This window comes from Corynebacterium aurimucosum, from assembly GCF_046895345.1.
Lineage (GTDB): Bacteria > Actinomycetota > Actinomycetes > Mycobacteriales > Mycobacteriaceae > Corynebacterium > Corynebacterium aurimucosum_G.
On record NZ_CP160096.1, the window covers coordinates 2,078,003 to 2,104,013 of the forward strand.

A 26,011-nucleotide genomic window follows, 5' to 3' on the forward strand; every position below is an offset into this window, starting at 1 on the left:
CCCAGGGGCAAAGTGCACACATGCAAATGCTCCCCACTAGTTGGTTACTGGGTTTCAGTCCAACTAGTGGGGAGCATTTCAGTTTCCTAGAGAGCGGCTCTGCTGCTGGCCTTTAATGCTCTCTAGGTCCGAATCTCTAAGCCCGCTGAGCGGGCCTAGAGCTAGGATTAGGCTTCGCGACGTCCGCGGAATGCGAGTGCGCCGCCAATGCCCAGCAGCACAATGGCTACCAGTACAAGCATCCAAACGTCAGCACCGGTGTTAGCCAGAACGCTACGGGATGGCTTTGCCTGAGTCTGCTCAGCCTGCTCGCCCTGCTTCACCTCAGAGTTCTGCGGTGCCTCGCCCTTCGGCGCCTCACCCTTCGGTGCCTCATGGCCACCGTTGGAGGAAGAGCCATGGGAAGAACCGTTGGAGGAACCCTCGAAGGAGCTACCGATGAACGGGATGAGTGCCAGCGGGATGAGACCCCACAGCTTCTTCGGAATCTTGTGGCCCGTGCCAGGCTCGTCGGTGCCGGTTGCGATGGTCTGAGCACCATCGTTGAGGTCTACGTGCTCAGCAACCTTGTTACCTTCAGCATCGTAGGCGGTCTCGAAGACAACCAGAACCTCGGTTCCGAAGCCTTCAGGGATTTCGAACTCAATTTCAACTACACCGTTAGCTTCCTCCGGAGTGAAGGTCTTTTCAGCCTTAATACCGGTGGGTTTGCCATCACGGTAGTTGATGAGCTCACCCTTGATGGTGTACTCCTCACCCGGAATGAAGTTGGTGTACTCAACCTTATCGATGACCTTGCCATTGTCGATGATCTTGTCGGACTCGTCAGAATCCTTCTCATGAGCAATGGTGCCAATCAGCGGAGCGCGCTCACCAACTACAACGGTCTGGCTCACAGACTCCGGCTTCTTGTGCTCAGCAACAACCTCGCCGTCCTTCTCGAGTTCCTCGAAGACGACCAGGGTCTTTCCTTCGTAGCCTTCTGGGACGGTGAACTCAACATCTACAGAGCCCTCGGACTTCTCCGGGGTGAAGGTGGTCTCAGCGACGATACCGGTCGGGGTAACGTTGCCGTCCTTGTCCTTCTCCATGAGCTCACCCTTCATGGTGTACTCTTCACCCGGCTTCAGACCGACGTAGTCGATGGTGTCAACGATGACACCGCCGTTAGCCTCGAGCTTCTTATCGCCGTCAGCCTTATCGGTTGCCGTGGTGCCGATGTACGGAGCGTTCTCTACCTCAGTAACAACCGGAACGGTAGTGGTTACCGTAGCCTCTGCCGGAGTGGTGGTCTCAGTGACCGTCTCCTGCGGCGCAGTTTCCGTCACAGTCGTAGCCGGCTGAGTCTGAGTGGTAGTGACGTCTTCTTCCGTCACGGTCTCAGTGACTTCCTTGCCCGGCTCGGTCAACGTAGTCGTGGTATCCGGCTGCTTGGAGGTCTCAGTGATCTCCTTGCCCGGCTCAGTCAACGTCGTCGTGGTATCCGGCTGCTTAGTAGTCTCAGTGACCTCCTTGCCCGGCTCAGTCAACGTCGTCGTGGTATCCGGCTGCTTAGTAGTCTCAGTGACCTCCTTGCCCGGCTCAGTCAACGTCGTCGTGGTATCCGGCTGCTTAGTAGTCTCAGTGACCTCCTTGCCCGGCTCAGTCAACGTAGTCGTGGTATCCGGCTGCTTAGTAGTCTCAGTGACCTCCTTACCCGGCTCAGTCAACGTAGTCGTGGTATCCGATTGCTTCTCGGTCGTCGTGATAATTTCGCCCGGTACGGTGGTGGTCTCAGTCGCAACCGTCTTGACCGTAGTGGTAGTTACACCAGTGGTCTCGGTGACTACAGAGGTGGTCGTCGGCGCGGTCTCCGTTACCGTAGTGGTCGGGGTGACCGTCTCAGTCACGGTAACTGGCGTATCAGTCTCAGTTGTCGTCTCCGTAGTCGGAGTCGGCTGCGGATCCGGATCCGGAGTCGGAACCTCGTCGATCGGCGTCTCGCCATCAGGCTTCACGAATTTACCACTGAGCAAGTGTTGGTACGGGCCACTGGCACCAGCTGCAGCAGTTAGATTGCTATTTTCAAAAAGATTGAGAGTTGCCTCCACATTTTCAGAAACATCTCTTAAATCAACACCAGGAACGTCGCTGGCCTCTAACCGACCGGTCAAAAGCTGATACGCTTTAAACCCTTGTTCCGAAAAAGATTCCTTTGCATGTACGTCTTCGCTTGGCTCACCAGTGAAGCGTTCTATACCGCTTTCCGTGTAGTACCAAATAGCACGCTGGGTCACATCATGAAACTCAACATCGCTTAGCCCAAGAGCCTTCTGAATTCCAGCACGGTCCGCCCGCTGTTGATCAAAGCCGTTATAAACGACGTTCAACACTGTAGTCTTTAGTTCACCTGCCGAAACACGCGGCTTTCCAGTGGAATCTGCAGTGTAAGGACTCTCCGACTCTTGACCGTTAGAGTTGATAGTGCGCATCTTAAAATTCTGCGCATCCATGTCTGCTAGGGCATAGAATTGTTCTGCGCTTGCATCAGCGAGCATCCTATAGTCTACCTGTGAAATTGCAGATTCTTTCCAAGTCCTAGTTCCCGATTCACCCAATCGCCATGGAGATGGGAACGGCCAATGTTTGTTAAAACAGTAGACTAACTCGGCGTCATCCACGCTCGGCATTGTAGTAGCGCTAGTTGCAGTTTCCTTCGGGACGACGAAAAGATCGGCAATCTCTCCGCCACTTGTGCCACGTACAAAGTCGCTCGCATCAAAGGCCCGATAGATGTCACCATCAGCAGCATTAGCCACCGCCGGAGCGGCCGCAGCCACAGTCGCCGAAGCGACAACCGCAGCGAGCACCCGCTTAAAATTGGTTCTCATATTTCTCCATCCCTAGCGGTACAGGGAACCGCCAGACTAATGAGTAATGCCCCCTCACTGAAGGGACGCAGTTGAGCAAATTTCAACCTTTATCAACAGTATGGCCCCCGTTTTTACGGTATCTTTACCGTCGCTTGGGACACACAGGGATAAGGCTTAAAAGAAGCTTAACACATCATCGTCGATTTCCCATTTCTGGACGGCTATCAAGTTTCAAACACTAAAGAAGTGGCCACTGAAGCACCTCACCCGTGGCTTTTAGCTGCAGTTTTGCCGCACTGTTTTTTCAATCACACACATTAACTACGCCTGTCGACTACCTGTGAACGTAAATTTCCAATTCTGTGTTTTACCTGTCAGTCGCACTTGGGCTTCGGCTGCTTTAAGGCTTGGATGCATAATACCGGCCAAGGAATTCATCGCGGTAGGCCTCGTAGTAGCCGCCGTCGATGGAGGCCCGAATGTTATCCACCAGGCGGAGCATGAACTCCAGGTTATGGATGGTACACAGCGTGCCGGCCAAGAATTCCTTTGCCTTGAGTAGGTGGTGGATGTAGGCGCGGGAGTAGTTCTCCGATACGTAGCCGCCGAATTCCTCGTCCACACCAGCAAAGTCACGCTTGAAGCGTGCATTGGTGAGGTTCATGCGCCCATCAAGGGTGTAGACGCCACCGCGGCGTGCCAGGCGGGTCGGCGCCACACAGTCGAAAGTATCGGCACCAGCCTCAACGGCGGTAAAGATGTCATCCGGTTCAGAGATACCCAGCAGGTGCCGGGGCTTATCGACGGGCAACTCATCGCACACCCAGCCCACAATCGTGCCCAGGTTCTCCTTCTCCAATGCGCCACCGATGCCGAAGCCACCGAAGCCGCGCCGACCATTCGCTTCGGCGCGATCGGAAAGCTCCACTAGCCCGCGCGCGGCCTGGCGGCGCAGGTCCTCATACTGCGCGCCCTGCACTACGCCCCACAGGGATTGGCGCGGTTTCTGCGGGCCGCGGGCGAGGGTAAGGCGGTCATGCTCATCCAAGCAGCGCTGCGCCCAGCGGCGCGTGCGCTCTACAGATTCCTCCTGGTAGGTGCGAGTATCCACGAGCGTGGTGAGCTCGTCGAAGGCAAACATAATGTCCGCACCCAAACCATGCTGGATCTGCATGGAGACCTCTGGGGTGAAGCGGTGCGTGGAGCCGTCGATGATGGACTTAAAATCCACGCCATCCTCATCGACCTGCGCCATACGCTCCTTCTTGGCCGCGCGGATATCGGAGTCCGTCAGGTCCGCCACGTCCATGGCCAGGACTTTCTTGAACCCCACGCCAAGGGACATGACCTGGAATCCGCCGGAGTCGGTATAGGTCGGCCCATGCCAGTTCTCAAAGGTAGCCACGCCGCCGGCCTCATCCACGATGTCGTGGCCCGGCTGCAGGTAGAGGTGGTAGGCGTTGGACAGGATGGCCTGCGCTCCGGTCAGGCGAATCTGCTCCGGGGTCAGCGTCTTCACCGTGGCCTTGGTGGCCACCGGGATGAAGGCCGGGGTTTGGATATCTCCGTGCGGGGTATGGATAACGCCGGTGCGGCCGTGCTTTCCCGGTTGTGCTGGACCACTTAGGTCCAGCTCCTTCTTCACGTCGAAGGAAAGGTCGGTCTCAAGCTGCGGCTTAGGGTGAGTCATAGGGAACTATTCTACGGGCTGCGCTGCTTTATCCTCTGCTTCACGGGATGCTGCTGCGTGTTTGCGCTCCCACTCTTCCTCGAGTGCGGTGCCCTCGATGTCCAGCTGCGGGATCAGCTTGTCCAGCCACTTCGGCATCCACCACGTGGTGTGCCCCATGAGGAACATGGTGGCGGGGACGAGCGACATGCGGACTAAGAAGGCGTCGAAAAGCACGCCCGCCGCCAGCGCGAAGCCGAAAATCTGGATGAAGGGCAGGGGCTGGCTGATAAAGGCCACGAAGACGGAAATCATGATGATGGCCGCGGCGGTGACCACGCGGGCACCGGCGGTAAAGCCGGCGATGGTGGCCTCATCATTGGCGTTGTACTTGCTGTACTGCCCGCCGCTGCCCTGTGGGAAGCGGGAGAAGTGCTCGCGCATGCGGGTCACCAGGAAGACCTGATAGTCCATGGCCAGGCCGAAGGTCACGCCGATGAGGAAGATGGGCATGAAGGAAATCAGCGGGCCCGGCGCGGGCACCAGGCCGGTGAAACCGTCCTGCCACACCAAAACGGTCAGGCCAAAGGCCCCGCCGACGGAGAGCAGGAAACCGAGGCCCGCCACCAATGGCACCAAGATGGAGCGGAACACCGCCAACAGCAGGAAGATAGCCAGGCCCACCACGATGGCAAGGTATGGCCCCATGGCTTCCTCGAGGCGCTCGGTGATGTCGAGCTGCACCGCGGTCAGGCCCGTCATGCCGATTTCGGCGCCGGTGGCATCCTCCAGCTCCGCACCGGCGGTGCGCAAGGCGGAGGCGGTGCCAACCGTGGCCTCATCCGTCGGCGCGGTGGTGGGGCTGACCATGATCTGTGCTGCCTTCATATCCTTGCTCACACCCACCAACTGGGCGTGCTTGACCCCGCCCACTTGGTTGAGGCGCTGCACGGAATACATAAAGGAGGAAAGAGCGGCCTTCTTCTGCTCGTCCTCTTCGCCCTCCTGGCCCTGGATATAGGGCTGCAAGGCCGCGGAATCCGGGTTGGCGTTGGCCCCATCCACGATCACTAGGAAGGGGCCGTTGATGCCAGGGCCAAAGCCCTCGGACAGCAGGTCCGCCGCCTTGCGCTGGGTGGTATCCGGGTTGGACGTGGTATCCGCTGGAAGCGCCAGCTCCATGTGCAGAACCGGGGCGGTCAAAGCACCGAGGCCGAGCACCACCAAGGCCATGACCACACCGGGGACACGCTGCACCGTACGCACCCAACGGTTTCCCATCGTTGGTTTCGTGCGGCGCGGGCGGCGCTTCGTGGGGTTGCCGGCCACGCCGGGGATGCGTCCGGCGAAGGCTTTATCGCCGAGCAGGCCCAGCATCGCGGGCACCAAGGTCAGCGCCACAAGCACGGCCATGAAGACCGTGCCCGCGGCCGCCAGGCCCATGGCGGTAAGGAAGCTGATGCGTGCTACGAGCAGGGCGAAGAGCGCGATGAAGACCGTCGCGCCGGCAAAGACCACCGAGGAACCCGCCGTGCCGACTGCCATGCCGGCAGCATCTGGCCCGTCCATGCGGGAGCGTTCCTGCCGGTAGCGCGACATGATGAACAGCGCGTAGTCGATACCCACGGCCAAACCGATCATGACGGCCAGCACCGGGGTGAGGTTGTTGAGCTCCATCCAGTGGGTAGCAATCATGACGCCCATCGCACCTAGGCCCACACCCACAACCGCGGAGATAAGCGGCATGCCCGCGGAGGCCAAAGAGCCGAAGGTAATGATGAGGACGATAAACGCCACGGCGAGGCCGATGACCTCAGAAATCGAGTTGACCTGGATCTCATCACCGAAGCCCGCACCGCCGGCCTCTACCTCCAGGCCCGCCGCGCGGCCGATATCCATGGCCTCATGGACCACCTCTTTATCCGCGGGGTCCACCGAATAGGGGCTCTCCGCGTCAAAATCGAAGGTGGTGTAAGCAATCGTCTCATCGGCATTGACCATGGCCAGGTTATCGGCATCCGCCCGCGCGGTCTCCTCCGGCAAGCCCATGGAGGTGAATTGCTCGATGACCTGCTGCTGCAGCGCTGGCGATACCTCAAGCGGGTTACCCCAGCGCTGCTGGCTGCCCTCTGGGATATCCAAGCCCTCAGCAATGTGGCGCACCACATCCCCCACCGCTGCCTCATTCTGCGGATCGCTGAGCTTCTGCCCTTCCGGGGCCTTGAAGACGAGGTTGACCGACGGCGCATTGGCCGGGTTACCGTTCTCCGGGAAGAGCTCCACCGCGCGGCGGGTGGCGTCAATTGCTGGCGTGCCGCTGATGGAGTACTCCGTGGTCATCGGCTTCATTAAGCTGAGGGTCGCTCCGCCCGCAGCCGCCACGATGAAGATCCAGGCGATGATGACCTTCCATCGATTGATGTAAGACCAGCGGCCTAGGTGGTAGAGCAGCTTTGCCACGGAATTTCCCCTTCACATGCGCGATTGCTATTCGCGGAAGCTTTGGTGGTGGACACGAATGTGCACCAGTTTAACCAGTTGAGCTGTGAAGCCCTAACGGTCTCGTAAGAGTTCAACGACCCCTCCAGAGTGTGGCCAGCGCTACAATGCGGAATTACTGAAATACTCTAGGAGCACCACCATGTCTACTTTCGTCATCGTCGCCGTCGCGGCCATCCTTCTCATTGCCATCCCAGCAGGCATGATGAGCCGGCGGATTCACAAGCGCACTGAAGACCACGACCCCGAGGCGCGCCAAGCCGCGCTGGATTTCCAAAGAGATGTTGATAGAGGGCGGGCTGGCTTTTAAAACATAAAACCGGCACCCCAGAGCTAAGAACTGGAGTGCCGGATGTGGCGGTGGCGGCGGGATTTGAACCCGCGGTTGGGGGTTACCCAACAATCGCTTTCGAGGCGATCACCTTCGGCCGCTCGGACACGCCACCGCGTTCCAGATTACGTCGAGTAACCCCGAGCGACAAAATCGCTGCCCACGCCAGGCGGCAGGGACAGCGATTCAGCTATTTGAGGCTAGGAATTAGTCCTTGAGGTTACCGATAACCTCGTTGGCCTTATCCTTGACGCCCTCAACGGCGTCGGAAGCCTTCTGCTTGGCCTCAGAGGTGACCTGGTCGGCCTTGCCCTCGTTCTCCAGCTTCTCGTTGTCGCTTACGTTGCCAGCGGCTTCCTTAGCCTTGCCGACGAACTCGTCCTTCTTGTTCTCAAAATCACCCATGGTGTTCTCCTTAATCTCTACGTCTCTCACGTGGACCACCCAGCCTACACGCGAATCGGAAGGTGGATCCGAGACCACTTCCCAACTCAGGGCTACTCGCCGCCGCGCAGACCCCCGAAGAAGTTCGTGAGCAGCTCCGCGCACTCCTCCTCCAGCACACCGCCGCGTACCTCGGGAACGTGGAGGGCGCCGGGGGCGCGCAATACCTCTACCAGCGAACCGCACGCCCCCGTCTTCGGCTCAAAGGCACCAAAGATCACCGAGGACACCCGGGAAGCTTGAATTGCACCAGCGCACATCGCGCAGGGCTCCAGGGTGACAACCAGCTCGCAGCCCTCCAGCCGCCAGCCATCGCCGTGCACACGCACCGCCTGGCGGATGGCTTCCACCTCTGCGTGCGCTGTTGGGTCATTGAGTTGCTCGCGGCGGTTCACGCCGGTGGCGAGTTCTTTTCCGGAGGCGTCGTAAAGCACGGCCCCCACCGGGATATCCCCTACCGGCGTGGTGCGCGCAACCTCCAGGGTGCGGCGCATACGGGCCTCCGCACGCACCAGCCCTTTCGCTGGTTTAAGAGTCATCCGAGTCGAGGCCGTCGATGAAATCCTCCAGCTCATCACCAAAGCCCAGCTCGCCGGCGATGCGCAGGAGCATATCGGAAGGCCAGTCCTCATCGTTGTCGATGATATAGCCCACCTGGTCCTCATCGAGGCCGAGGTCCGCGAAGATGTCGAAATCGCCGTCGCCATAAGGATCGGCGTCCTCCCACTCGTCCTCGTCTAAATCCGGGATATCGATATCGCGCAGGTCCAGGAAATCCGCGGCGAAATCGTCTTCGGCGGCATAGGTGGCGTCGGAAAGCAGCATACGCACATCCCCCGGAACCGGGCGCACGACGACGAAATAGTCATCCTCCACGCACAACAGCGCAAATGCCGCACCCTCCGAACGCAGGTTGCGCACCGCCTTGATAGAGGTGTTGACGTCGGTAAAGTCATCCTTGAAGGGGCGAATCACCCACGCACCTTCGGCGCTGGTGACGGTGATGGCAAAGGACAGATCGTCGTGGCTCATACCTCGTCAGATTAGTCGGATTGTGCGACAATTGTCACCGTGAGTTCTCAAGATGTTCAACGCCCCGTCTGCATTATCGGCCTCGGTCTCATTGGAGGTTCCCTCCTGCGCGACCTAGCTGCTGCACGCCATTCCGTGTACGGCTATAACCACTCCACCTCTGGTGCGCGAACGGCCATTAAGCAGGGCTACGACGTCACCGATGATCTACCGGCCATCCTGCGCCGTGCCGAGGAGGACAACGCGCTTATTGTCATCGCGGTGCCCATGGATGCGGTTGCCTCGGTCCTCGACGCCATCCAGGAACACGCCCCGAGCTGCGGGCTGACCGATGTCGTCTCGGTCAAGACCGAGGTTCGCCAGCTCATCGTGGAGCGCAACATGGAATCGCGCTACGTGGGCGGCCACCCCATGGCCGGCACCTCCAAATCCGGCTGGGAAAATTCCCACACCGGGCTGTTCAACCGCGCTGCCTGGGTCATCACCTATGACTATGCCGCCGAGTGCGACACGCGCGGCGAGCGCATCCCCGCCGAGTGGGAGAACATTTTTGCCGACGTGGTCCGCATGACCCAGATGGTTCACGCGGAGGCGGTTCCGGTGCGCGTGGCTAACCACGATGCCGCAGTTGCCCGTATTTCGCATCTGCCACACGTGCTGGCGGAGACCCTCGCGGTGGTCGGCGATAATGGCGGCATCCTGGCGCAGTCCCTGGCGGCTGGCTCCTTCAAGGACGGCACGCGCGTGGCGGGTACTCGCCCGGACCTGGTACGCCAGATGTGCGAGACCAACTCGACGGCGCTGATCCAGGCCCTCGACGAGGCCCTTGAGTTGCTGCAGGATGCGCGCGAATCGCTGGCCTCGGATCAGCCTTCCATCGCCGCGCTTGCCGACGCTGGCTTCCGCGCCCGCACCCGCATCGAAGCCCGATCCGGCGCTCGCAAGGAATCGGTCTCCCCGGTGAAGATCTCGTCCCGCCCGGTCTTGCGGCTGCACCCGGGTGCGCCGAATTGGGTGGCGCAACTGCGCCAGACGGAGTCTTTGGGCGGGCGCATCGAGATCTTCTAGCCCGCCGGTGAGCTGCTAGGCCCACTTTCTAAGCCCAGAAGGGCTCCTGCTCTGGAGAGCTTTCAACCCGCTGAGCACATTCCTGTCCTTGGTCGGCGGTTTCACCGCGCCCACACCGCTGCGGAACAAGGTCTCTTTAGTATGGTCCCCTTGCTCTGGTCCCTTTGCACTGCAAAGGGACCATTTACAGGCAGTTTTCATTACCCAGATGGTCCCTTTAATCAGCGAAAGGACCAAACTAAAGGGGCCAATATAAAAGGACCATCTGCAGCGGCTTTTCTCGCCCGCTCTGACAGCGAATATCAGCCGGAAGGCGGTTCTGTCCATAGGGCAGTTAGGAAAAGGCATCTTGCAGATGGCATCTTTCAAAAGGCGTTTTCTCGCCTGAAAAACGCCTTTTGGGGTGTGCACATGGCGTTTTTGCCCCCTAAAACGCCTTCTAGCGGATGCCTTCTGTGGGGCGCCATTTGTCAACGGTTTGTGGGGTGCCATCTAGCGATCGACCGTGAAGCAGCGTGCGCGGCGGCGTAGTGCGGTGGCGCGGGGCGCTTAGTCGCGGAAGGTGTCGTCGCGGCGCTTGCGGGCTTGGGACTCATCGCGCGTGATGCCGAGCAGCGGGTAGCCAGCAAGACCCACCACGAGGCCCACCGGCAAGAGCCAGAGCATGCCGGAGGCCAGCCACAAAACCACGCCGAGAATGGCACCGGCAATCAGACACGGAACGAGTTTCTCCTTCATGGAGATTCAGCCTAGCCGCACCATGGCTCTGGGCATATCAGGCGCAAAGTCCAGCAGTTATTTTAGCGTGTGCCCTTGCGGCGAAGAACGCGTGAGGCGATGGCGACAACCACCAGTCCTGCCACCCCAAAGATGCCGGCGCGCATGGCATAGGGCTCGCTGACCTGCAGTGTCTTCGGGGGTTTCGGGGAGTTGTCAGCGTTCAGCACACCATCGGTATCGCGGCCACTGGTGACGTCCTCAATCCAGTCGCGGACTTCGACCACGGAAGTAATCGCCGCGGTCGGGGAAGGCAGGTCTGGGTCCGCATTCGACGTCCCAGCCGTGGCCACGCCGACGAGGCGGCCGTCGACAAAGAATGGTCCGCCCGAATCGCCGCCCTGCATGCCTTCACCATTGAGGGACTTCACATCCATGATGGCAGCGGCAATCATGGGCCCCGCTCCCCCGAGCTCACCGGCCGGGATGCTTTCCGCGCCGTCGGGCCCAACAGCGATCTCCGGCATCTCGCCACCCTTCATCACCTGGGGAGCTTCGGCTGAATCAGGCGAAGGTGCAACCATTCCGCCGGGAGCAGGCATAGCCATCTCACCAGGAGCCATGGCCCCGGAATCACCCGGCGCCACTGGCGTCATCTTCTCCCCTGACTCGTCAGGGACCGCTGGCGGAGTTCCGCCGGATAGCAATTCGCCTACTTCCATCTCAGCCATCGGCAGCTGGCCTTTGCGTGCCATGCGGGAGCTACTGCTCCAACCGTAGAAGTGACCTTTCTCGCCGGCGGTAGGGACAGCATCCGCGAGCTTGGCGGGCTTGATGCCCTCGACGGGCTCGGTCAGGTGCATGAGGCCGGCGTCGATAGTCGGCGACACGGCCCACTTATCCACGTCGTACACGCGCGTGTCCTTGCCCTGGCCAAAGCGTGCCTGCGAGCCCTCATTATTGACGGACTCGAGGCAGTGGCGGGCGGTCAACACCCACTGCTCGGCCACAAGCGTGCCGGTACAGTCACCAAAGTTTCCGATCTTGCCCATGCGCAGCGCAGCCACCGCCGCGCTTTCCGACGACTTCGGAGCCTGCTGCGCAAACTCCAAGGCCATGGCCGGTGCAGCGCCGAGCCCCACCACAACAATGCTTGCTGCAGCTGCAGCTAGTTTCCGTGCCGTCATTACGCGGCCACCTCCTTGATTACCCAAGCCACGACCCTCTCGGCCGGGCCCTTTCCACAGAACTTCTTCCACAGCGCACTCAACACTAGGAACGCCAACACAAATCCGAGTGCCGCCATGGTGTTGTGCAGGGAAACGTGCGCCTGCCAATAGCGTGCGGTGAGAATGTGCAGGATATAAATGGTCAGCGACATCGACCCCAATGCCGCGAAGGGGAAGGTCAAGCGCGGCAGCTGTCGGCCCAGGACCAGGCACAGGTGCAGCACTACCGCAGTCACCGCAACGGAGAGAAGGATTTCACCAAGCACTCCCGTATGTCCGGTAAAGCGCAGCCAGCCAGGGATGTCCGGATTGAAGCGCTGCCACAGGCCGATGCCGGTAACGACGACGGCCACCGCGGTCGTGACGATCTGGACGCGGGTGGGGCGGTTGAGGTAGACGTCGTAAAGCAGCATGCCCGCCACCATGTACGCCAGGAACGCCACGAGTGGGTAGACCTGCGGGAGCGTGTAGGGAGCATAAAGGAACGTGGCCGCCGCGGTGGCCAGCGCGAACAGCAGTACCTTCCAGCCGGTGGCCAGTGGCGGCACCCAGGCTGTCAGCGCCATGGCCGCGCCCATCACCACGAGCACGACCTGAATCTCACCGCCGACGGGCAGCAGAGCCACACCGATGAGCATTATGAGGCAGCCGCGAGCCACCAGCTTCATGAACACCCGCAGTGAGTAGTCACGGGCAAGGATCATCATCGTGGCGCCTGCAATGATGGCGAACCCTGCCGCCGGCAATCCGGAGAGCACCACTTTGACGCCCCACACCAGGTTGGCCATGTGCAGGATGATCATCCCTATGATGGCCAAGGAACGAGCAATATCGAGGCCCACTATTCGGGCGCGCGCTGACACCTATTCATCTCCTTGCAGTCAAAACGTCGAAAGACCGACCAATGGCTCTGGCCGGTCTTTTTATTTGTGTTCGTTTTCAGCCCTGCGTTTCACCCAGCGGTGCGTGATATGCATCTCAGCGGGTAAGGGCGATAGCTTTTCCCTCGCGCACAAGGTAGATGCGCTCAGCGGCTGCGGTAGCAACGTTAGCTCGCCCTCTACCGATCACGCCTCGCTTAGCGACGCTTAGCTACTACGTGACTGCCACTATATAACCGCGAAAGATATCCCTTATTTCTCCGGTAAAGGAACATCAACGGGTTCCGGAGAAGGAGGAATCACCATTTTCCCAATTCGCCGACAAATCATTGCCATCAATGATTCTAGGGGGCCTTTCCCTACCGTGAAATACCACGCCGAAGAAAGAAGCATCATGGCTACAATTTGGGCGAAAAACCATATGACGGAATGTTCATCAATGGAATCCACGAAAGGCACGAACAACAGCAAGTGGGAGACATACAAAGTCAACGACATTGAGCCTGCGGTGATAAGAGGGAAAAGCAGTCCCGATAGCGCTCGCGATATAACAAGCAGGACCCCAATTACGAACAAGGCGATCCCTGCAGAAAGCAGGATCGAAGGAGTCGTTTCAGTATGCGGACCACTAATGGCCAGCCACCATACGGTGTCAGTAGGAATATGTCCATCTGTGCCAAACTTGAAGATCTTTAGGATATCGTCTGCGCTGTAGCCCTCGGTTTGTCCGTATAATTTCGAAAAACCTCCACCGTAATCCATCGCAAAAGTAGTGAATATAGCACTAGATGCGGAAATAAGCCCACCACATACAGTTAGTCGGACCTGTGTCGTTAGCCATTTTAAGTTCATACGGCACACTGCCACACCTAGGCACAAGTACGCCATCCAGGTAACAGCAGGATATGTGCCGCCTATTAGCAGGGTGATGGCAACATCTAGGGGAGTTTCAACAACGTCGTTGAAATTCGGATTAAGCGTAGTTAGATAAACCACCCTCGAGTTAGTGGCAAAAATTACTAATGGGCCAACAAAAGCAAACACTAAGGAAAGCGACAAAAGGTGACGTATCCGCAGTCGGGTTAAAGGGACTGCCAGGAGAAACATTAAGCCATAATAGGGCAAAATGTTATAGACATCTACGTCAAACTGGTCTATTACTAAGCCAATTCCCAAAATAAGCAGAGCGCGGGTTATTAATGAAACACAGCTGCGACGCCATTTGATACCCACATGCGGGTTATTGGCACCTGTAATTAAAGCTACGGATATTCCTGCGAGCACTGCGAAAAGCGCGGCAGAATTGCCAGCGCACATCTTCCAAATCGCGGTTGGCTCTCCTGTGTATTCATTTTCGGCCGGAAGGATATGGACGGCGATCATTCCGATAATGGCGACACCGCGAGCAGCGTCAAGCCCGACGATTCGACTCGGGTTAAAACGTGGGCCGAAAGCGCGATCTGTACTCCATGTAGGGGGGCCTGGATCGCTTAGTTCAGAAAAGCTGGCTGGCAGCTTCTCTTCCTCTCCATCCCAGATGGGGCGGACATCTGTGGGGCCAGGCGTGGGTAGATTCTGTGTGGTATCTGGAGGGGTGTTTTGTCCGATCACAATGAACCTTTCTCTGCACGAAATGGAATTAGACTATTGAGGGGAACTATTTAAAGTTTTAGTTTGGCTTCGTGATCAATTGCTCGCCCGATTCATCCAAGGCAGAAATCGGGTTGCCTTGCCAGATCGTGTCCCGTGGAACTTCATCTTGGCGCAGCACCAGGGAGCCTGGATGTACAGTGACACGCTCACCAAGTGCAGAGCCGGGAAGCATAAAACTATTAGCACCAAGAGTTGCGCCGCATTCAATGTGCACTTTTTCAAGTGCCATTACACGGTCATGAAACAGGTGGGTCTGCAAGACGGTTCCTCGATTTACAGTGGCCCTATCTTCGATGGTGATGAGGTCAAATTCGGGCAACCACCACGTTTCACACCAAACATGCTTGCCGATACGCGTCCCCATTAGGCGCGCCCACCAATTGAAGAAAGGCGAACCGAGTGACATACGGACAAGCGAAGGAACTGCAAGCATTTCAGTGAAGTTGTCAACAAGTTCACCGCGCCATACGAACGTGGAGAATAAGGTGTGATCTCCAGCTCGGAATCTTCCTACAAGAACCCACTTCACAAGGATTGGCAGCAAGCTTGCAATCACACCGGCAGCTAGAACAATCGGCGTTGATAGCAAAACAACAGCACGCATTCCAGCAGCACCCATGCCCCAATGCATGTACACAATAGTGCCAACCCACACGATAGACAGATCTAAGTAAGCTGCGATAATCGCTGGAACGAATCGGAACAGCTCCACGAAGGTACGAGCAATTTTAAGATAGTGAGGGGGATTAAAAGTTTGTTGCCTATCGGCGTTTACCTGCGAACGTGGAATCTGTCGAACAGAACGTCCTAACCAGGAGGAACCACGCGCTGGACGTTCTGGGGTGGAGGATAAGACAGCGATGAGCGAATCTGCCGGGAGATCGTGATCAGCACCGACAATTCCAGAATTTCCGACAAAAGAACCGTCACCGATTACTGTCGTCCCAACATGCACCCAGCCTCCTCGGTAACGTGCTGATGTGCATAGGGAATGATCGGCAAGGAAGCAATGATTCCCTATAGACGTTAGATGTGGGATGGTTTCTACCGTCGAAATTTCGGTATTTTCTCCCACACGAGCCCCGAGCATCCGCATGAATGCTGGGGTAATCCACCCTGCGTAAAGAAAGTATGTAGAGGTCAAAGTCTTTTGCAACAAACTGTGCGTGAGCCAAAGAGCCCAGCCAGTAGTGGATTGTTGGAGGAAATAACCCGGCTTAATGAACGCAGAACAAAGGCGTACCGAAAAGATCACAAGCGTGACCCATGACAGTACTGTCAACAAGGTGAATACTGGCACCCATAGTGCCAAAAGTGGAAATACCTCTTCGTAGCGCTCATGCTTAACAACTTGTGGCAGAACCACCAACAAGCCCGGAAGAATAGCCAATATTGGGAGCAGCGACATCCATCCTAGGCTCAAGAAATACAGTATCCGCATCCCAAAGGTGCTTACCTTTGCCACTGCGCCTTCAGCAGCAGCCCTTTCCGGATGAATTCCCGGCCAGGTTAATCCGGCCTGACCCTGGTGGGATAGCGGCGAGCCACCATATAGCTGTCTACTCGGGACATCAATGCTTACCGAAGATCCAGGCAAGATTTCTGCATGGTCGCCGATTTTGATGCCCGGGTTAACGAAAGTGCGCAATCCTAGGCGTACCCAGTTACCAATGGCGATTTCCCCGATATGAACTTCATCGCCATCAATCCAATAGCCATTTATGTCTACTTCCTGCTCAAGTGTTGCATAGTCTCCGATCTCCGCAAGACCGGTTACAGGCGGAAAAGTAGCCAGCTGTGTGCCTCGTCCCACGGTGCAACCAAGCAGACGGAATAACAATGGTGCTAGAGGAGTACCCAAAATTGGCTCTAGCTTAAGAAATGTGAGGAATCGCTCTGCTGCCCATACGCGCAAATGAGTCCAGCTTCCTCGACCGTAAACTCCGGTTTTATCCCAGCGGTGGCTAGCCTAGCGACGACGGTAATTTGCGCTATTTTTCCAGGAATTGAAAAGAGCAGCACCCACCCGACGGCAAGCGGCCAAAATGGAATCTCCGGCACCCAAGCAGCATCGAAAAAGAACCTCAACGCCCAAACAACAAGTAGGGATCCCACAATATAGCGTGCCGCATTGAGCACATAAATCAGACAAATAACGAGCGCTTGGAAAAGTCCCGACCCCCATGGAATCTTGTCTGGCATGCGTCGTTCGCCGGAGGATTGCTTGAGCCCTGAAACATAATCCGCCATGCCAGAAAGAGTGGGATTTTCGTACAACGCACCAATGTCTAAGGTGGGATAGTCGCTGCGTAGTTCCACTGCGAGTTTGGCAATAGCCACGGAGGAACCGCCCAGATCGAAGAAATTCGATTCCTCTTCCATTGGTATCTTGCCTAGCTGATCCGACCACTTTTCAGCTAGCCATCGCAGATTGGTGGGCAGCTCAGAGCTAAAATCGTCAGAATCCGGTAACGGCCACGGAAGGGCCTTACGATCCACTTTGCCGGAGGTCTTGGTTGGCAGGGAATCAACAAAGCATAATGTCGGGGCAATGCCACCCGGCAGCACAGTCGCAAGATAGCTTCTAGTCTCAGCCATCGAAATCTCCCCATCAGGGACGATATAGCCAACAATGACATCGGAACCGGCTGGAGTCTTTTGCTTGGCTGCAGCAGCGGCTAGAACACCGGGAGCGCCAGCGAGTGCTCGATCAATTTCTCCCAGTTCCATGCGACGGCCGCCGAACTTGATTTGATCGTCATTGCGGCCGGCAAAAATAAGTCCTTCTGTCTCTGCTACAACGAGGTCCCCCGTGCGATAGGCACGTTGCCACTCTAGAGCCTGAATGGGCGCATAAGTTTTTGCATCCTTTTCTTTATCCAAATAACGCCCGAGACCTACACCGGTGACCACAAGCTCTCCAGTTTCTCCCCAAAGGACTGGTTCTTCTGTCTCTGGGTCAATCACGGCCAATTGCCATCCTGGAGTAGGACGACCAATACGAACCGGCGTGTCACTGTCCATCGGAACCATCCGGTGCCCAGAGCAAATAACAGTAGCTTCGGTGGGGCCGTAGGTATTCCACAGCTCCCTATCTGGAGTTGCTAGTCGATTAATCAGCTCCTGTGGCAGAGCCTCACCGCCAAAGATGAGAAGACGAACTTTCGCAAGTGATTTGGTAGACCAAAATGAAGCCAGCGTTGGCACCGTAGATATAGCTGTGATGTCATGCTCAGTAATCCACTTTCCCAAAGCATCAGCAGAGCGCACGATATCGCGTGGTGCGGCTACCAATGTGGCTCCATACCGCCATGCCAGCCACATTTCTTCACAAGAAGCATCAAACGCCACGGAAAGCCCAGCCATAACCCGATCTCCGGGGCCGAGTGGATCATCAGTGAGGTACATTCGCGACTCTGCGTCTACTAATGCCGCAGCAGAACGGTGGGTGATTGCTACACCCTTGGGTTTTCCGGTGGAACCTGATGTAAAAATAATCCAGGCATCATCACCTAACGTCGGCGTCTTTGGCTCCACCTTTTCCTGAGACTCTTTCTGCAATTCCAGCGAAAGTTCAGCCCCGTAGACAGCAGTAACGTCTGCTTCTTCCCACACAGTATCGGCACGCGAGTCAGGATCGTCCCAATCCACGGGCACGTAGGCGGCACCCGCACAAAGAGTGGCCAGAATAGCGATGTATAGATCGAGCGTCCCTGACGGCACTCTAATGCCCACGCGGGCGCCCGGCCCAACCCCAATATTATTGAGGCGCTGCACCTGCGCCTCTACCCGTTGGGCGAGTTCGCGGTACGTTAGCTGGTCAGATGCCTCCAGTGCAATTTCATTGGGATAGGCTTCTACCGTAGCTTCAAAAATGTCTACCAAAGTGCGAGGCTCTGGCACGTCTTCAGTGCCAAAAATGGCGAACTCAGGGTGATCCACTGGCGACATGCGCGGGGAACTTACGTAAGTCAAAATTCCGCCTTCCTTAACGGGGCATCAACTTTCTTAGGCAAGGTTACGCAAAAACAGGTTCTCTTATTATTTTATTTTCGTCTTGGGGGGGAATTTTCTCAGTTTCAAGCGGGCACGAAGGGCGACCCCTAGCTCGCAGACAACAATCCCCCGCCAAGCCCACCACGAAACGGGAAGAGCAGCCTCCCGCCGAAGCCTCCTCGACACTGCTCACAAACCGTTCAAGCAGCAGCCAAAGACCACACCCCAAGGGCCCCCATTCGAGAGACGGCTGACCACGCCTCCCTCTAAAGGAAGGAGCCGTCCATCTACACAAGAAAAATGGCTACCCGATACGGAGGGAACAGTTGGCCGCAAATCCACACGAAATGTCCCTTAAGTCGAAAAAGGCCGAACTGCTAAGCTACGCCACCGACATCTAGAATCGTGTTTCCACGACCACTAGAATCCGCCCTCGGCAAAATCTAAAAACGAACCCCCAAAACGAAAAAAGCCTCGAGACATCGAAATAGGAACGATGTCTCGAGACTTGACAATTGTGCGCCCGGAGGGATTCGAACCCCCAACCTTCTGATCCGTAGTCAGATGCTCTATCCGTTGAGCTACGGGCGCAGTCCGTTGGTCAGCAGTGCGTACGCTCTGCTGTGCAACGTGGAATAACTATACCCACGCTCTAGAAAACTAACAAATCTCCTTGTCAATGCGTGTTTTAGGAGAAGCCGCAGGCATAGTTATTCACCCGGCGTTCACTTTGTGAGAAGGCTAGACAAGGGCGGCGACTTCGGCGTCGGAAAGCACGGCGTCGCTGAAAGCCTGCAGGGTGGACTCGTGATCGAAGTCGATTCCGATGAGCACCAACTCCGTGCCGGGAGTAACCCCGTTGGCCGCCCACAATGACGCCGGCATAATCTGTAGGTTGGGGCCTGCTTGCTGCCAGGCATGAGCCACGCGCAGGTCGGTGTCAATCCAGCAATAACCTTTCGAACGCATCAGGCCGGTGCTGGCCCTCAACGCAGCCAGCAGGCGTTCACGATTGAAAGGCCGATCGGAGCGGAAGACCACGGAGGAAATGCCGTATTCCTCAGTTTCCGGCGTGTGCGGGTTAGCCAGCTCTTCGGCATAACCGTGGTAGGCCGCGGCGGTTGCAGTGTCATAAAGATGGGCGTCAAGGACCAGCGCAGGGTCGATAACCCCGTTGGTTACGGGCACGACGCGAGCGCGGGGGTTCATGGCGCGCACGGTGGCGATGACGCGTTCGGTTTCGGCAGCCTCCACCAGGTCGGTCTTCGTCACGAGAATGAGATCGGCGAATTCGACCTGGTCCACAAGCAGGTCGGCGATGGTGCGGTCGTCATCAGGCATGCCCTCGATATTCTCAGAGACCAAGCTGCGGCCACGGCGTAATTGAGAAAGGAACGTGGAGGCATCCACGAGGGAGACCATGGTGTCGATGGGGGCAACGTCGGCAAGCGTGGCGCCGTCTTCAAACTTCCACTCAAAGGTGGCGGCGACGGGCATGGGCTCGGAAATACCGGTGGATTCGATGACGATCTGATCGAAACGGCCGGAACGGGCCAGCTTGCCGACGGACTCAATAAGATCCTCGCGCAATGTACAGCAAATGCAGCCGTTGGAGAGCTCAACGAAGCGGTCTTCGCCGCGTTCAAGATGACCCTCGCCAGCGACGAGGGCGGCATCGATATTGACCTCGGAGAAGTCGTTGACAATGACTGCCAGCTTGCGCCCCTCGCGGTTGGCCAACAGGTGGTTGAGAAGGGTGGTTTTTCCGCTGCCTAAAAAGCCGGACAGCACGGTAACGGGTGTAGCCATCCCGTAATGATAACGTTTTTCAATACTGGAAGGCTACAGAACCAACCCAAACACCGGAACAGCAAGCAGGTAGACGGTGATGGTAATGAGCACGCAGCCAATCAGGTTGAGGCCGACACCACCCTTGATCATGTCGCCGATCTTGACGTAGCCAGAACCATAAGCAATCGCGTTCGGCGGGGTCGCCACCGGCAGCATGAAGGCACAGGTTGCAGCCAGCGCCACCGGAATGGTGAGCAGCAGGACGTTGATGTCACCATTTTCGGTCAAGCCAATACCCACGGCCACACCGCCCATAATCGGCAGGAAGGTCGCAGCGGTTGCGGTGTTGGAGGTGATCTCCGTCAGGAAGAGCACGAGCAGGGCCACTGAACCGATAAGCAGGATGGTCGGCAGACCACCCAGACCCTTGGCCATCTCACCAATCCATAGGGACAGGCCGGACTTGTTGAACATCGAGGACAGGGACAGACCACCGCCGAAAAGCAGGAGCACGTCCCAGGGCATCTCATTCGCGGTCTTCCAATCCAGAAGGCGCACACCGGTCTTCGCATCAGCCGGGATGGCAAAGAGCAACAGGCCAGCGGCGATACCCACGATAGCGTCGTCGTAGTTCGATTCCTTACCGGTGAAGAACGGGACAATCACCCAGGCCAAGGCAGCGCACAAGAAGATGATGCCCGTCATGACCTGCGGTCCGGTCCATGGGCCAAGCTTTTCAATCTCAGAATCGATGAGCGCGCGGCCACCCGGAATCTTGTCCATCTCCGGCTTGAACACGGTGATCAGCATAAACCAGGCAATGAACAGGAAGATGAATGCCAGCGGCATGCCCACCATCATCCACTTGCCAAAGCCCAGAACGATGTCATGGGATTCCTTCATGTAGCCCGCCAGCAGAGCATTCGGCGGGGTACCGATGAGGGTGCCGAGCGAGCCAATCGACGCCGAGTACGCAATACCCAGCATGAGCGCGGTGGCAAACTTCTTCTGGTTCGCCATGCCGCCCACGGCATCAGCAGTAAGGGAAAGAACCGAAATACCAATCGGCAGCATGACCACTGCGGTAGCGGTGTTGGACACCCACATGGACAAGAAGCCGGTGGCCAACATGAAACCGAGAATCAGCTGCTTGGGCGAGGTACCAACAACCTTGACCACGAACAGCGCCATGCGACGGTGCAAGTTCCAGCGCTGCAGAGCTAGGGCAATAAGGAAGCCACCCATGAACAAGAAGATGGTGGATGAGGCATAGGGAGCTCCCACATCCTTAATGGTGCCAACCCCGGCCAGCGGGAAAATGACCAGCGGCAAGAGTGCAGTAGCGGCCAGCGGGATGGCCTCCGTCATCCACCACACACCCATAAGGATGGTCACAGCGGCCACGGCACGCAATGCACTTTGGGTGTATTCGGTGTCCTCCTTGGCGCCAGGTGATTGCATCACCGTTTCGACGGCGTTGCTGGGAAAGAGAAACCACACCAGAGCGGCCAAAACGAGTCCGAGGATGAGGCCAATGGCCATGCGACGCCATTCGCGCGTGTCGACGCCAAGATCGTCCTCGCCCTCCGTGTGCGATGTTGAGACGTGAGTGTGCGGGGTAGTCATCTGCCCCCTCCTTTTCCTGGTTAACCAGCCCCCATTCAGCTGAGAGAGTAAGTGAGATCACTGAATGGGCCTACACGTTTAGGCTATCGAGACCACAGACAGCCAACAAACACTTTCGCCTCATTACCCCCACTAAGGCCAAAGATTCACCCCTGTTAGCAAAATCTTTTGCAGATTAGCTGCAAAGAATGCTCACCAATGTGTGGGCAGTCCGCACCCAATTCCCCTCCTCCCCAGATCCCCAGACCTCGATCCCGCAACCTGCAGGTGGGCGTCGCCAAGCGCTTGCCGACGCCCCACCGCCCACCAGGGAGTTTCGGGATCGAGGTCTGGGGCTTTAGCCCTGCGTACCGCTCGCCGCGCGAGATCCATGCCAATGCGCTAAAAGTAAGCCATGAACAACCAAAGAATCTTTCACTACATAGACACCCACACGGTCGATCTGCGCACACTCACCAACGACGACCCCCGATGGGGCAAGATTCACGCAAGGAAATTCCATAAGCTCGCGTGGTGCTATGTCATTCCCCTGCACCGATGGCTGCACTTGAAACCCTGGGAGCGAGAAACCGCAGAGGTCTATGCCCATGCACGTGCCGCACCGCGGGCAACTCTCCTGGGCAAAGCGGCTGCTCGTATCCACGGCATCCCCACCCTCACCACGCCGTCCGAATACTTCGCGACAGTCCCCTCCAACTCCGTTCCCCAAAGGTCCAAGCGCCAATACTTCCGTTACAAGCAAACGAAGCTCAACAATCAAGTCACGGAAGTCCACGGGATCCGGGTTACGTCCCTGGCACGCACAGCGATCGACATCGCGCGCTTCGATGGATTCGTCGAAGGTCTCGTCGCCGTAGACTACGTACGGTCACGCCGGGTATCAAAGGACACCCTCAACTGGGTACTCGGCGACATGGGCCGTGTGAAAGGAGTCGCGGATGCACGTCGGGCCGTGGAACATAGTGTCAACAGCTCCGAATCTCCCTGGGAGTCCTACGCGCGTGCCCTTATCCTTGACGCGGACCTTCCTGCGGTTCGCAGCCTGCGCGCCCAATACCGAGTCAATCAGTACTACGCCGACCTCGCGATCGATGACTGGCTCCTCATTGAGATCGACGGCAATGTGAAATACGAGAACGAGCTGGAAGAGGTAATTCGGGCCGAACACCAACGCCAAAAGGCGCTCCTCAACCAAGGTTTTGTCATCTTACGCTTCTCTCCCCAAGAATTGCGCGACGCTCCAAAAGACTTCATCAACACCATCGCGCGGCACTTAGCTGCTGGCCCCCGAAACTTCCGCTAGATCCCCAGACCTCGATCCCGAAACTCCCTGCGTGCTGACTCAGACGCACCACGCGCTTGACGACGCCCACCTGGGAGTTTCGGGATCGAGGTCTGGGGGTTTGTGGTTATGGAAATCCAAGCCGAGCTACCACAGCGCGAAGAAGGCAACCGCCCCGAGAATCATCGTCCCCAGCGTAACGGCAACCAGCGCTGGGGCCCCGGGCAGGATAGGTGATGAAGTCCGGGCGAGGATCTCGTCAACATGGCGAAGCTTGGCGGTGGCCAACCACAGCACAACACCCACTACTACTCCAACAATCAGAGCCGCCCATGGCGCAATGGAACGCACGACAAGCAAACCCGCAACAAGGCCCGCGAGCCCCGTGCGCTGCCAGGCTAAGCGGGTGCGCTCGGGTTGGAGGCCGGGATCAAAAAGCTCGCTCACGCTAGCAGCTCGCCCACCAGAATCATCAGGCCGATGATGATCACCACACCAACAATCAACGCCAACGCCGGGCTGGCCGGGAGCGGACGCCCATGGCGCATCGCTCGTTCCGAAGCACCCCAGTGAAACCATGCCACCGCCGGCAGGACGATGGCCACGATCAGCATGATGACGGAGACGACGCGGGTCAGCGTCGTGTTCAACGGCAGCTCGAAGGTCTCCAGGGCCACACCACCGGCGATAAAGGCCAACGACGTGCGGATCCACGCAAGGAACGTGCGCTCATTGGCCATGCTGAAGCGCGGGTCGGGTTCCTCCCCTGTTCCATACACCGAGCCCGGGAAACGTGCCTTCGTCATAGGCGCTACTGTAGCGTCCGACGCTTCATTCCACAGCGCGCAGCACCCCAAGCGCCGCGCTTAAGACTGCGAGAAGGCCTCCAGATCCGCGGGGCTACCGGCGACGACGATGAGGTCGCGGTGGGTGAGCTCGGTGCCGTCGACAAGCGGGCGCCACTGGCCAGGCCCCTCACAGCGGGAGATGAGCTGAACGTTGTGTGCTTCCCACACCTGGTGCAGGTTGAGCGGGTGCTTGCTTATCGACGCCGGCGGGGTCATCGCCGTCACGCCATAATCAGTGGCGATCTCCGCAAAATCCTCGAAGCGACCACCCAGCAGGTGCGCCACGCGGCGACCAGTATCGCGCTCTGGGCGGATAACGTGGTGCACTCCCAGTTGGCGCAGGATACGGGCGTGCGCATCCGAATCCGCCTTGGCCCAGATATCGCCTACCCCCAGTTCCACCAAGTTCGAGGCGGTGAGGATGGAATCCTCCAAGTCGGAGCCGATGGCCACGACCACGCGTTCCACTTCATCAACGCCCAGCTGACGGAGGGCCTCGGCGTCGGTCGTATCCGCGGTCACCGCCTCGGTGAGATACGCGGCATATTCGCGCACGTGTTTCTCCTCGGCATCGATGCCAAGAACCTCCACGCCGTGCTCCATCAGTTCACGGGCTAGGGAAGAACCGAACCGCCCCATACCAATGACGACGACCGGCGGGATATTGATGGAAGACTTTTCACGCCGCAGGGCGCTGAACATGTTAGCCAATGAACGGCCTTTCTTCGGGGTAGCGGTAGCGCAGGCTAATAGTCCGGGCGGCCAGTGCCGCCACGAAGGTGGTAGGGCCTACGCGGCCAACGTACATGATGAGACACAGCATGAGCTGCGATGGTGCGGACAAACTTGCAGTAATACCCGTGGACAAACCCACGGTGGCGAAGGCGGACATGACTTCGAACGTGACCTGGTCCGCGGTGAACTCGGGATCCCAGACGCGCAGCGTCGCCACGCCTACGGCAACGACGATCATTCCGGCGGCCGTTAGCGCGAGGGCCTGCCGGAAGGTGGACAGCGGCAAGCGGCGGTGCCCGATAGACGTGTCCTCGCGGCCCAAGAATTCCGAGATCATGGCGGCGCCCAGCACGCAGGCTGTGGTGACCTTGATGCCACCCGCCGTACCGGCGGAGCCGCCGCCGATGAACATCAAGATGTCCGTAACCATCAGCGTCAACGGGTGCGCTTCCCCATAGTCGATGGCGTTAAAACCCGCCGTTCGGGGCGAAGCGCTCATGAAGAAGGCGTTGATGATCTTCTGTCCCAACGGCATCCCGTTCAGCACACCGGAGCCCTCAGAGAGGAAGAAGACCACGGTGCCACTAAGCAGCAAGAACGCGGTGGCGCCCAGCGTCATCCGGGCGGTCATGGACATGCGGTGAATGCGTGGCGTGCCACCACGCCAGCGCGTTAGCCGCGCGCGGGCCCGTCGCACGAACTCCGCCAGCATGGGATAGCCTAAGCCACCCGTAATCAGGGCGAAAGCGAGGGGCAGCAGGATCCAACCATCAGCAGCAAAGGAAACGACGCTATCGGAATAGGTACTGAACCCGGCGTTGTTGAAGGCCGAAATAGCGTGGAAGATGCCTTCCCACACCGCGCGTCCTGGTGCTACTCCGTGTTCGGTGGCTAAACGCACGCCGATAAATACGGCAACGATGGCCTCGCAGATCAGAGTCATCACCAAGGTAAGCAGCAAGGCGCGGCGAATTCCGCCCGAAGTCACGGCGCGGCCCTCCGCAGCCATGGTTCGGCGAGCTTTAAAGCTGATTCGGCCGGTCAACAGCATGCCCGACAGCGACGCCAAACTCATGATGCCGAGGCCGCCCAGCTGGATGAGCGTGATAATGACCACTTGGCCGAAGGGCGTCCAGTAAGTTCCGGTGTCCTCCACCACGAGACCCGTCAAAGAGACCGCTGAGGTTGCCGTAAAAAGTGCCGGCAAAAACGGAGTCCACTGCGGAACGTTGGCGGAAATCGGCAGCATAAGAAGCACCGTTCCCACAAGGATAAGCAGAATAAAGCCCGCGGCGGTGAGCCGAGCTGGGCCCAGGAAATGACCGCGTTTCACAGCGCTTCACACTACCGCTTGGCAC

General features: G+C 58.0%; 19 protein-coding genes, 2 tRNA genes and 2 pseudogenes. 3 read left to right on the forward strand and 20 right to left on the reverse strand.

Annotated elements, in window-relative coordinates:
- Positions 1 to 167: 167 nt before the first annotated feature.
- The 4 genes and pseudogenes from ABZS45_RS09785 to ABZS45_RS09800 form a co-directional block, all read right to left on the reverse strand.
- Entirely contained in the window at positions 168 to 1,997 is a 1,830-nt protein-coding gene (locus ABZS45_RS09785) for a VaFE repeat-containing surface-anchored protein (RefSeq protein WP_412101165.1), read from the reverse strand.
- Positions 1,998 to 2,009: 12 nt separating this feature from the next.
- Positions 2,010 to 2,870: pseudogene (locus ABZS45_RS09790) on the reverse strand (thioester-forming surface-anchored protein); the annotation flags it as partial.
- 382 nt (positions 2,871 to 3,252) lie between these two features.
- Positions 3,253 to 4,542, reverse strand: coding sequence for a tRNA guanosine(34) transglycosylase Tgt (tgt, locus tag ABZS45_RS09795; protein ID WP_412099654.1), 1,290 nt, complete (start codon positions 4,540 to 4,542; stop codon positions 3,253 to 3,255).
- A gap of 6 nt (positions 4,543 to 4,548) precedes the next feature.
- Positions 4,549 to 6,981 carry an MMPL family transporter gene (locus tag ABZS45_RS09800; protein ID WP_412099655.1) on the reverse strand — a complete coding sequence of 811 codons (2,433 nt, stop codon included), beginning with the start codon at positions 6,979 to 6,981 and terminating at the stop codon, positions 4,549 to 4,551.
- Positions 6,982 to 7,162: 181 nt separating this feature from the next.
- Between ABZS45_RS09800 and ABZS45_RS09805 the strand changes: the two genes are divergently transcribed.
- Entirely contained in the window at positions 7,163 to 7,330 is a 168-nt protein-coding gene (locus tag ABZS45_RS09805; RefSeq protein ID WP_010188407.1) for a hypothetical protein, read from the forward strand.
- A gap of 45 nt (positions 7,331 to 7,375) precedes the next feature.
- Here ABZS45_RS09805 and ABZS45_RS09810 read toward each other — a convergent pair.
- The 4 genes from ABZS45_RS09810 to ABZS45_RS09825 all read right to left on the reverse strand — a co-directional run bounded on the left by ABZS45_RS09810 (position 7,376) and on the right by ABZS45_RS09825 (position 8,827).
- Positions 7,376 to 7,466 (reverse strand) — tRNA-Ser (locus tag ABZS45_RS09810).
- 92 nt (positions 7,467 to 7,558) lie between these two features.
- Positions 7,559 to 7,756: a CsbD family protein gene (locus tag ABZS45_RS09815; protein ID WP_010188406.1), complete on the reverse strand. Its 198-nt coding sequence runs from the start codon at positions 7,754 to 7,756 to the stop codon at positions 7,559 to 7,561.
- A 92-nt stretch (positions 7,757 to 7,848) separates the two neighbouring features.
- Positions 7,849 to 8,289, reverse strand: a complete 441-nt coding sequence (locus tag ABZS45_RS09820) for a nucleoside deaminase (protein WP_412101166.1) — start codon at positions 8,287 to 8,289, stop codon at positions 7,849 to 7,851.
- A gap of 34 nt (positions 8,290 to 8,323) precedes the next feature.
- Positions 8,324 to 8,827 carry a tRNA adenosine deaminase-associated protein gene (locus ABZS45_RS09825; RefSeq protein ID WP_412099656.1) on the reverse strand — a complete coding sequence of 168 codons (504 nt, stop codon included), beginning with the start codon at positions 8,825 to 8,827 and terminating at the stop codon, positions 8,324 to 8,326.
- A gap of 39 nt (positions 8,828 to 8,866) precedes the next feature.
- On the opposite strand from ABZS45_RS09825, the gene ABZS45_RS09830 reads away from it, so the two are divergent.
- Positions 8,867 to 9,895, forward strand: a complete 1,029-nt coding sequence (locus ABZS45_RS09830) for a prephenate dehydrogenase (protein ID WP_412099657.1) — start codon at positions 8,867 to 8,869, stop codon at positions 9,893 to 9,895.
- A gap of 549 nt (positions 9,896 to 10,444) precedes the next feature.
- Here ABZS45_RS09830 and ABZS45_RS09835 read toward each other — a convergent pair.
- The 8 genes and pseudogenes from ABZS45_RS09835 to ABZS45_RS09870 all read right to left on the reverse strand — a co-directional run bounded on the left by ABZS45_RS09835 (position 10,445) and on the right by ABZS45_RS09870 (position 21,788).
- On the reverse strand, positions 10,445 to 10,633 hold the full coding sequence (locus tag ABZS45_RS09835) for a hypothetical protein (RefSeq protein WP_070533857.1): 189 nt from the start codon (positions 10,631 to 10,633) through the stop codon (positions 10,445 to 10,447).
- 62 nt (positions 10,634 to 10,695) lie between these two features.
- Positions 10,696 to 11,799: a trypsin-like serine protease gene (locus ABZS45_RS09840; protein ID WP_412099658.1), complete on the reverse strand. Its 1,104-nt coding sequence runs from the start codon at positions 11,797 to 11,799 to the stop codon at positions 10,696 to 10,698.
- Positions 11,799 to 12,704, reverse strand: a complete 906-nt coding sequence (locus ABZS45_RS09845; protein ID WP_412099659.1) for a DUF418 domain-containing protein — start codon at positions 12,702 to 12,704, stop codon at positions 11,799 to 11,801. Before ABZS45_RS09845 ends, ABZS45_RS09840 begins: the two co-directional genes overlap by 1 nt.
- 270 nt (positions 12,705 to 12,974) lie before the next feature.
- Positions 12,975 to 14,333 carry a heparan-alpha-glucosaminide N-acetyltransferase domain-containing protein gene (locus ABZS45_RS09850; RefSeq protein WP_412099660.1) on the reverse strand — a complete coding sequence of 453 codons (1,359 nt, stop codon included), beginning with the start codon at positions 14,331 to 14,333 and terminating at the stop codon, positions 12,975 to 12,977.
- 58 nt (positions 14,334 to 14,391) lie between these two features.
- A pseudogene (locus ABZS45_RS09855) lies at positions 14,392 to 18,326 on the reverse strand (Pls/PosA family non-ribosomal peptide synthetase).
- A gap of 563 nt (positions 18,327 to 18,889) precedes the next feature.
- Positions 18,890 to 18,962: transfer RNA gene (locus tag ABZS45_RS09860), tRNA-Arg, on the reverse strand.
- Positions 18,963 to 19,112: 150 nt separating this feature from the next.
- Positions 19,113 to 20,180, reverse strand: a complete 1,068-nt coding sequence (locus ABZS45_RS09865) for a GTP-binding protein (RefSeq protein ID WP_412099661.1) — start codon at positions 20,178 to 20,180, stop codon at positions 19,113 to 19,115.
- A 33-nt stretch (positions 20,181 to 20,213) separates the two neighbouring features.
- Positions 20,214 to 21,788, reverse strand: a complete 1,575-nt coding sequence (locus ABZS45_RS09870; protein ID WP_412099662.1) for an SLC13 family permease — start codon at positions 21,786 to 21,788, stop codon at positions 20,214 to 20,216.
- 394 nt (positions 21,789 to 22,182) lie between these two features.
- Here ABZS45_RS09870 and ABZS45_RS09875 point away from each other — a divergent pair, with 394 nt between their 5' ends.
- Positions 22,183 to 23,091: a DUF559 domain-containing protein gene (locus ABZS45_RS09875; RefSeq protein ID WP_412099663.1), complete on the forward strand. Its 909-nt coding sequence runs from the start codon at positions 22,183 to 22,185 to the stop codon at positions 23,089 to 23,091.
- 126 nt (positions 23,092 to 23,217) lie between these two features.
- On the opposite strand, the gene ABZS45_RS09880 is transcribed toward ABZS45_RS09875, so the two are convergent.
- Genes ABZS45_RS09880 through ABZS45_RS09895 form a run of 4 tightly spaced genes read right to left on the reverse strand, consistent with a single transcriptional unit; the run spans position 23,218 to position 25,986 of the window.
- Positions 23,218 to 23,517 carry a DUF202 domain-containing protein gene (locus tag ABZS45_RS09880; protein ID WP_412099665.1) on the reverse strand — a complete coding sequence of 100 codons (300 nt, stop codon included), beginning with the start codon at positions 23,515 to 23,517 and terminating at the stop codon, positions 23,218 to 23,220.
- A complete protein-coding gene (locus ABZS45_RS09885) occupies positions 23,514 to 23,876 on the reverse strand; it encodes a YidH family protein (protein ID WP_070524592.1) in 363 nt (120 codons plus the stop codon). Before ABZS45_RS09885 ends, ABZS45_RS09880 begins: the two co-directional genes overlap by 4 nt.
- Positions 23,877 to 23,936: 60 nt before the next feature.
- Positions 23,937 to 24,620, reverse strand: coding sequence for a potassium channel family protein (locus ABZS45_RS09890; RefSeq protein ID WP_070524594.1), 684 nt, complete (start codon positions 24,618 to 24,620; stop codon positions 23,937 to 23,939).
- A 1-nt stretch (position 24,621) separates the two neighbouring features.
- Positions 24,622 to 25,986: a TrkH family potassium uptake protein gene (locus tag ABZS45_RS09895; RefSeq protein WP_347948525.1), complete on the reverse strand. Its 1,365-nt coding sequence runs from the start codon at positions 25,984 to 25,986 to the stop codon at positions 24,622 to 24,624.
- Positions 25,987 to 26,011 lie beyond the last annotated feature (25 nt).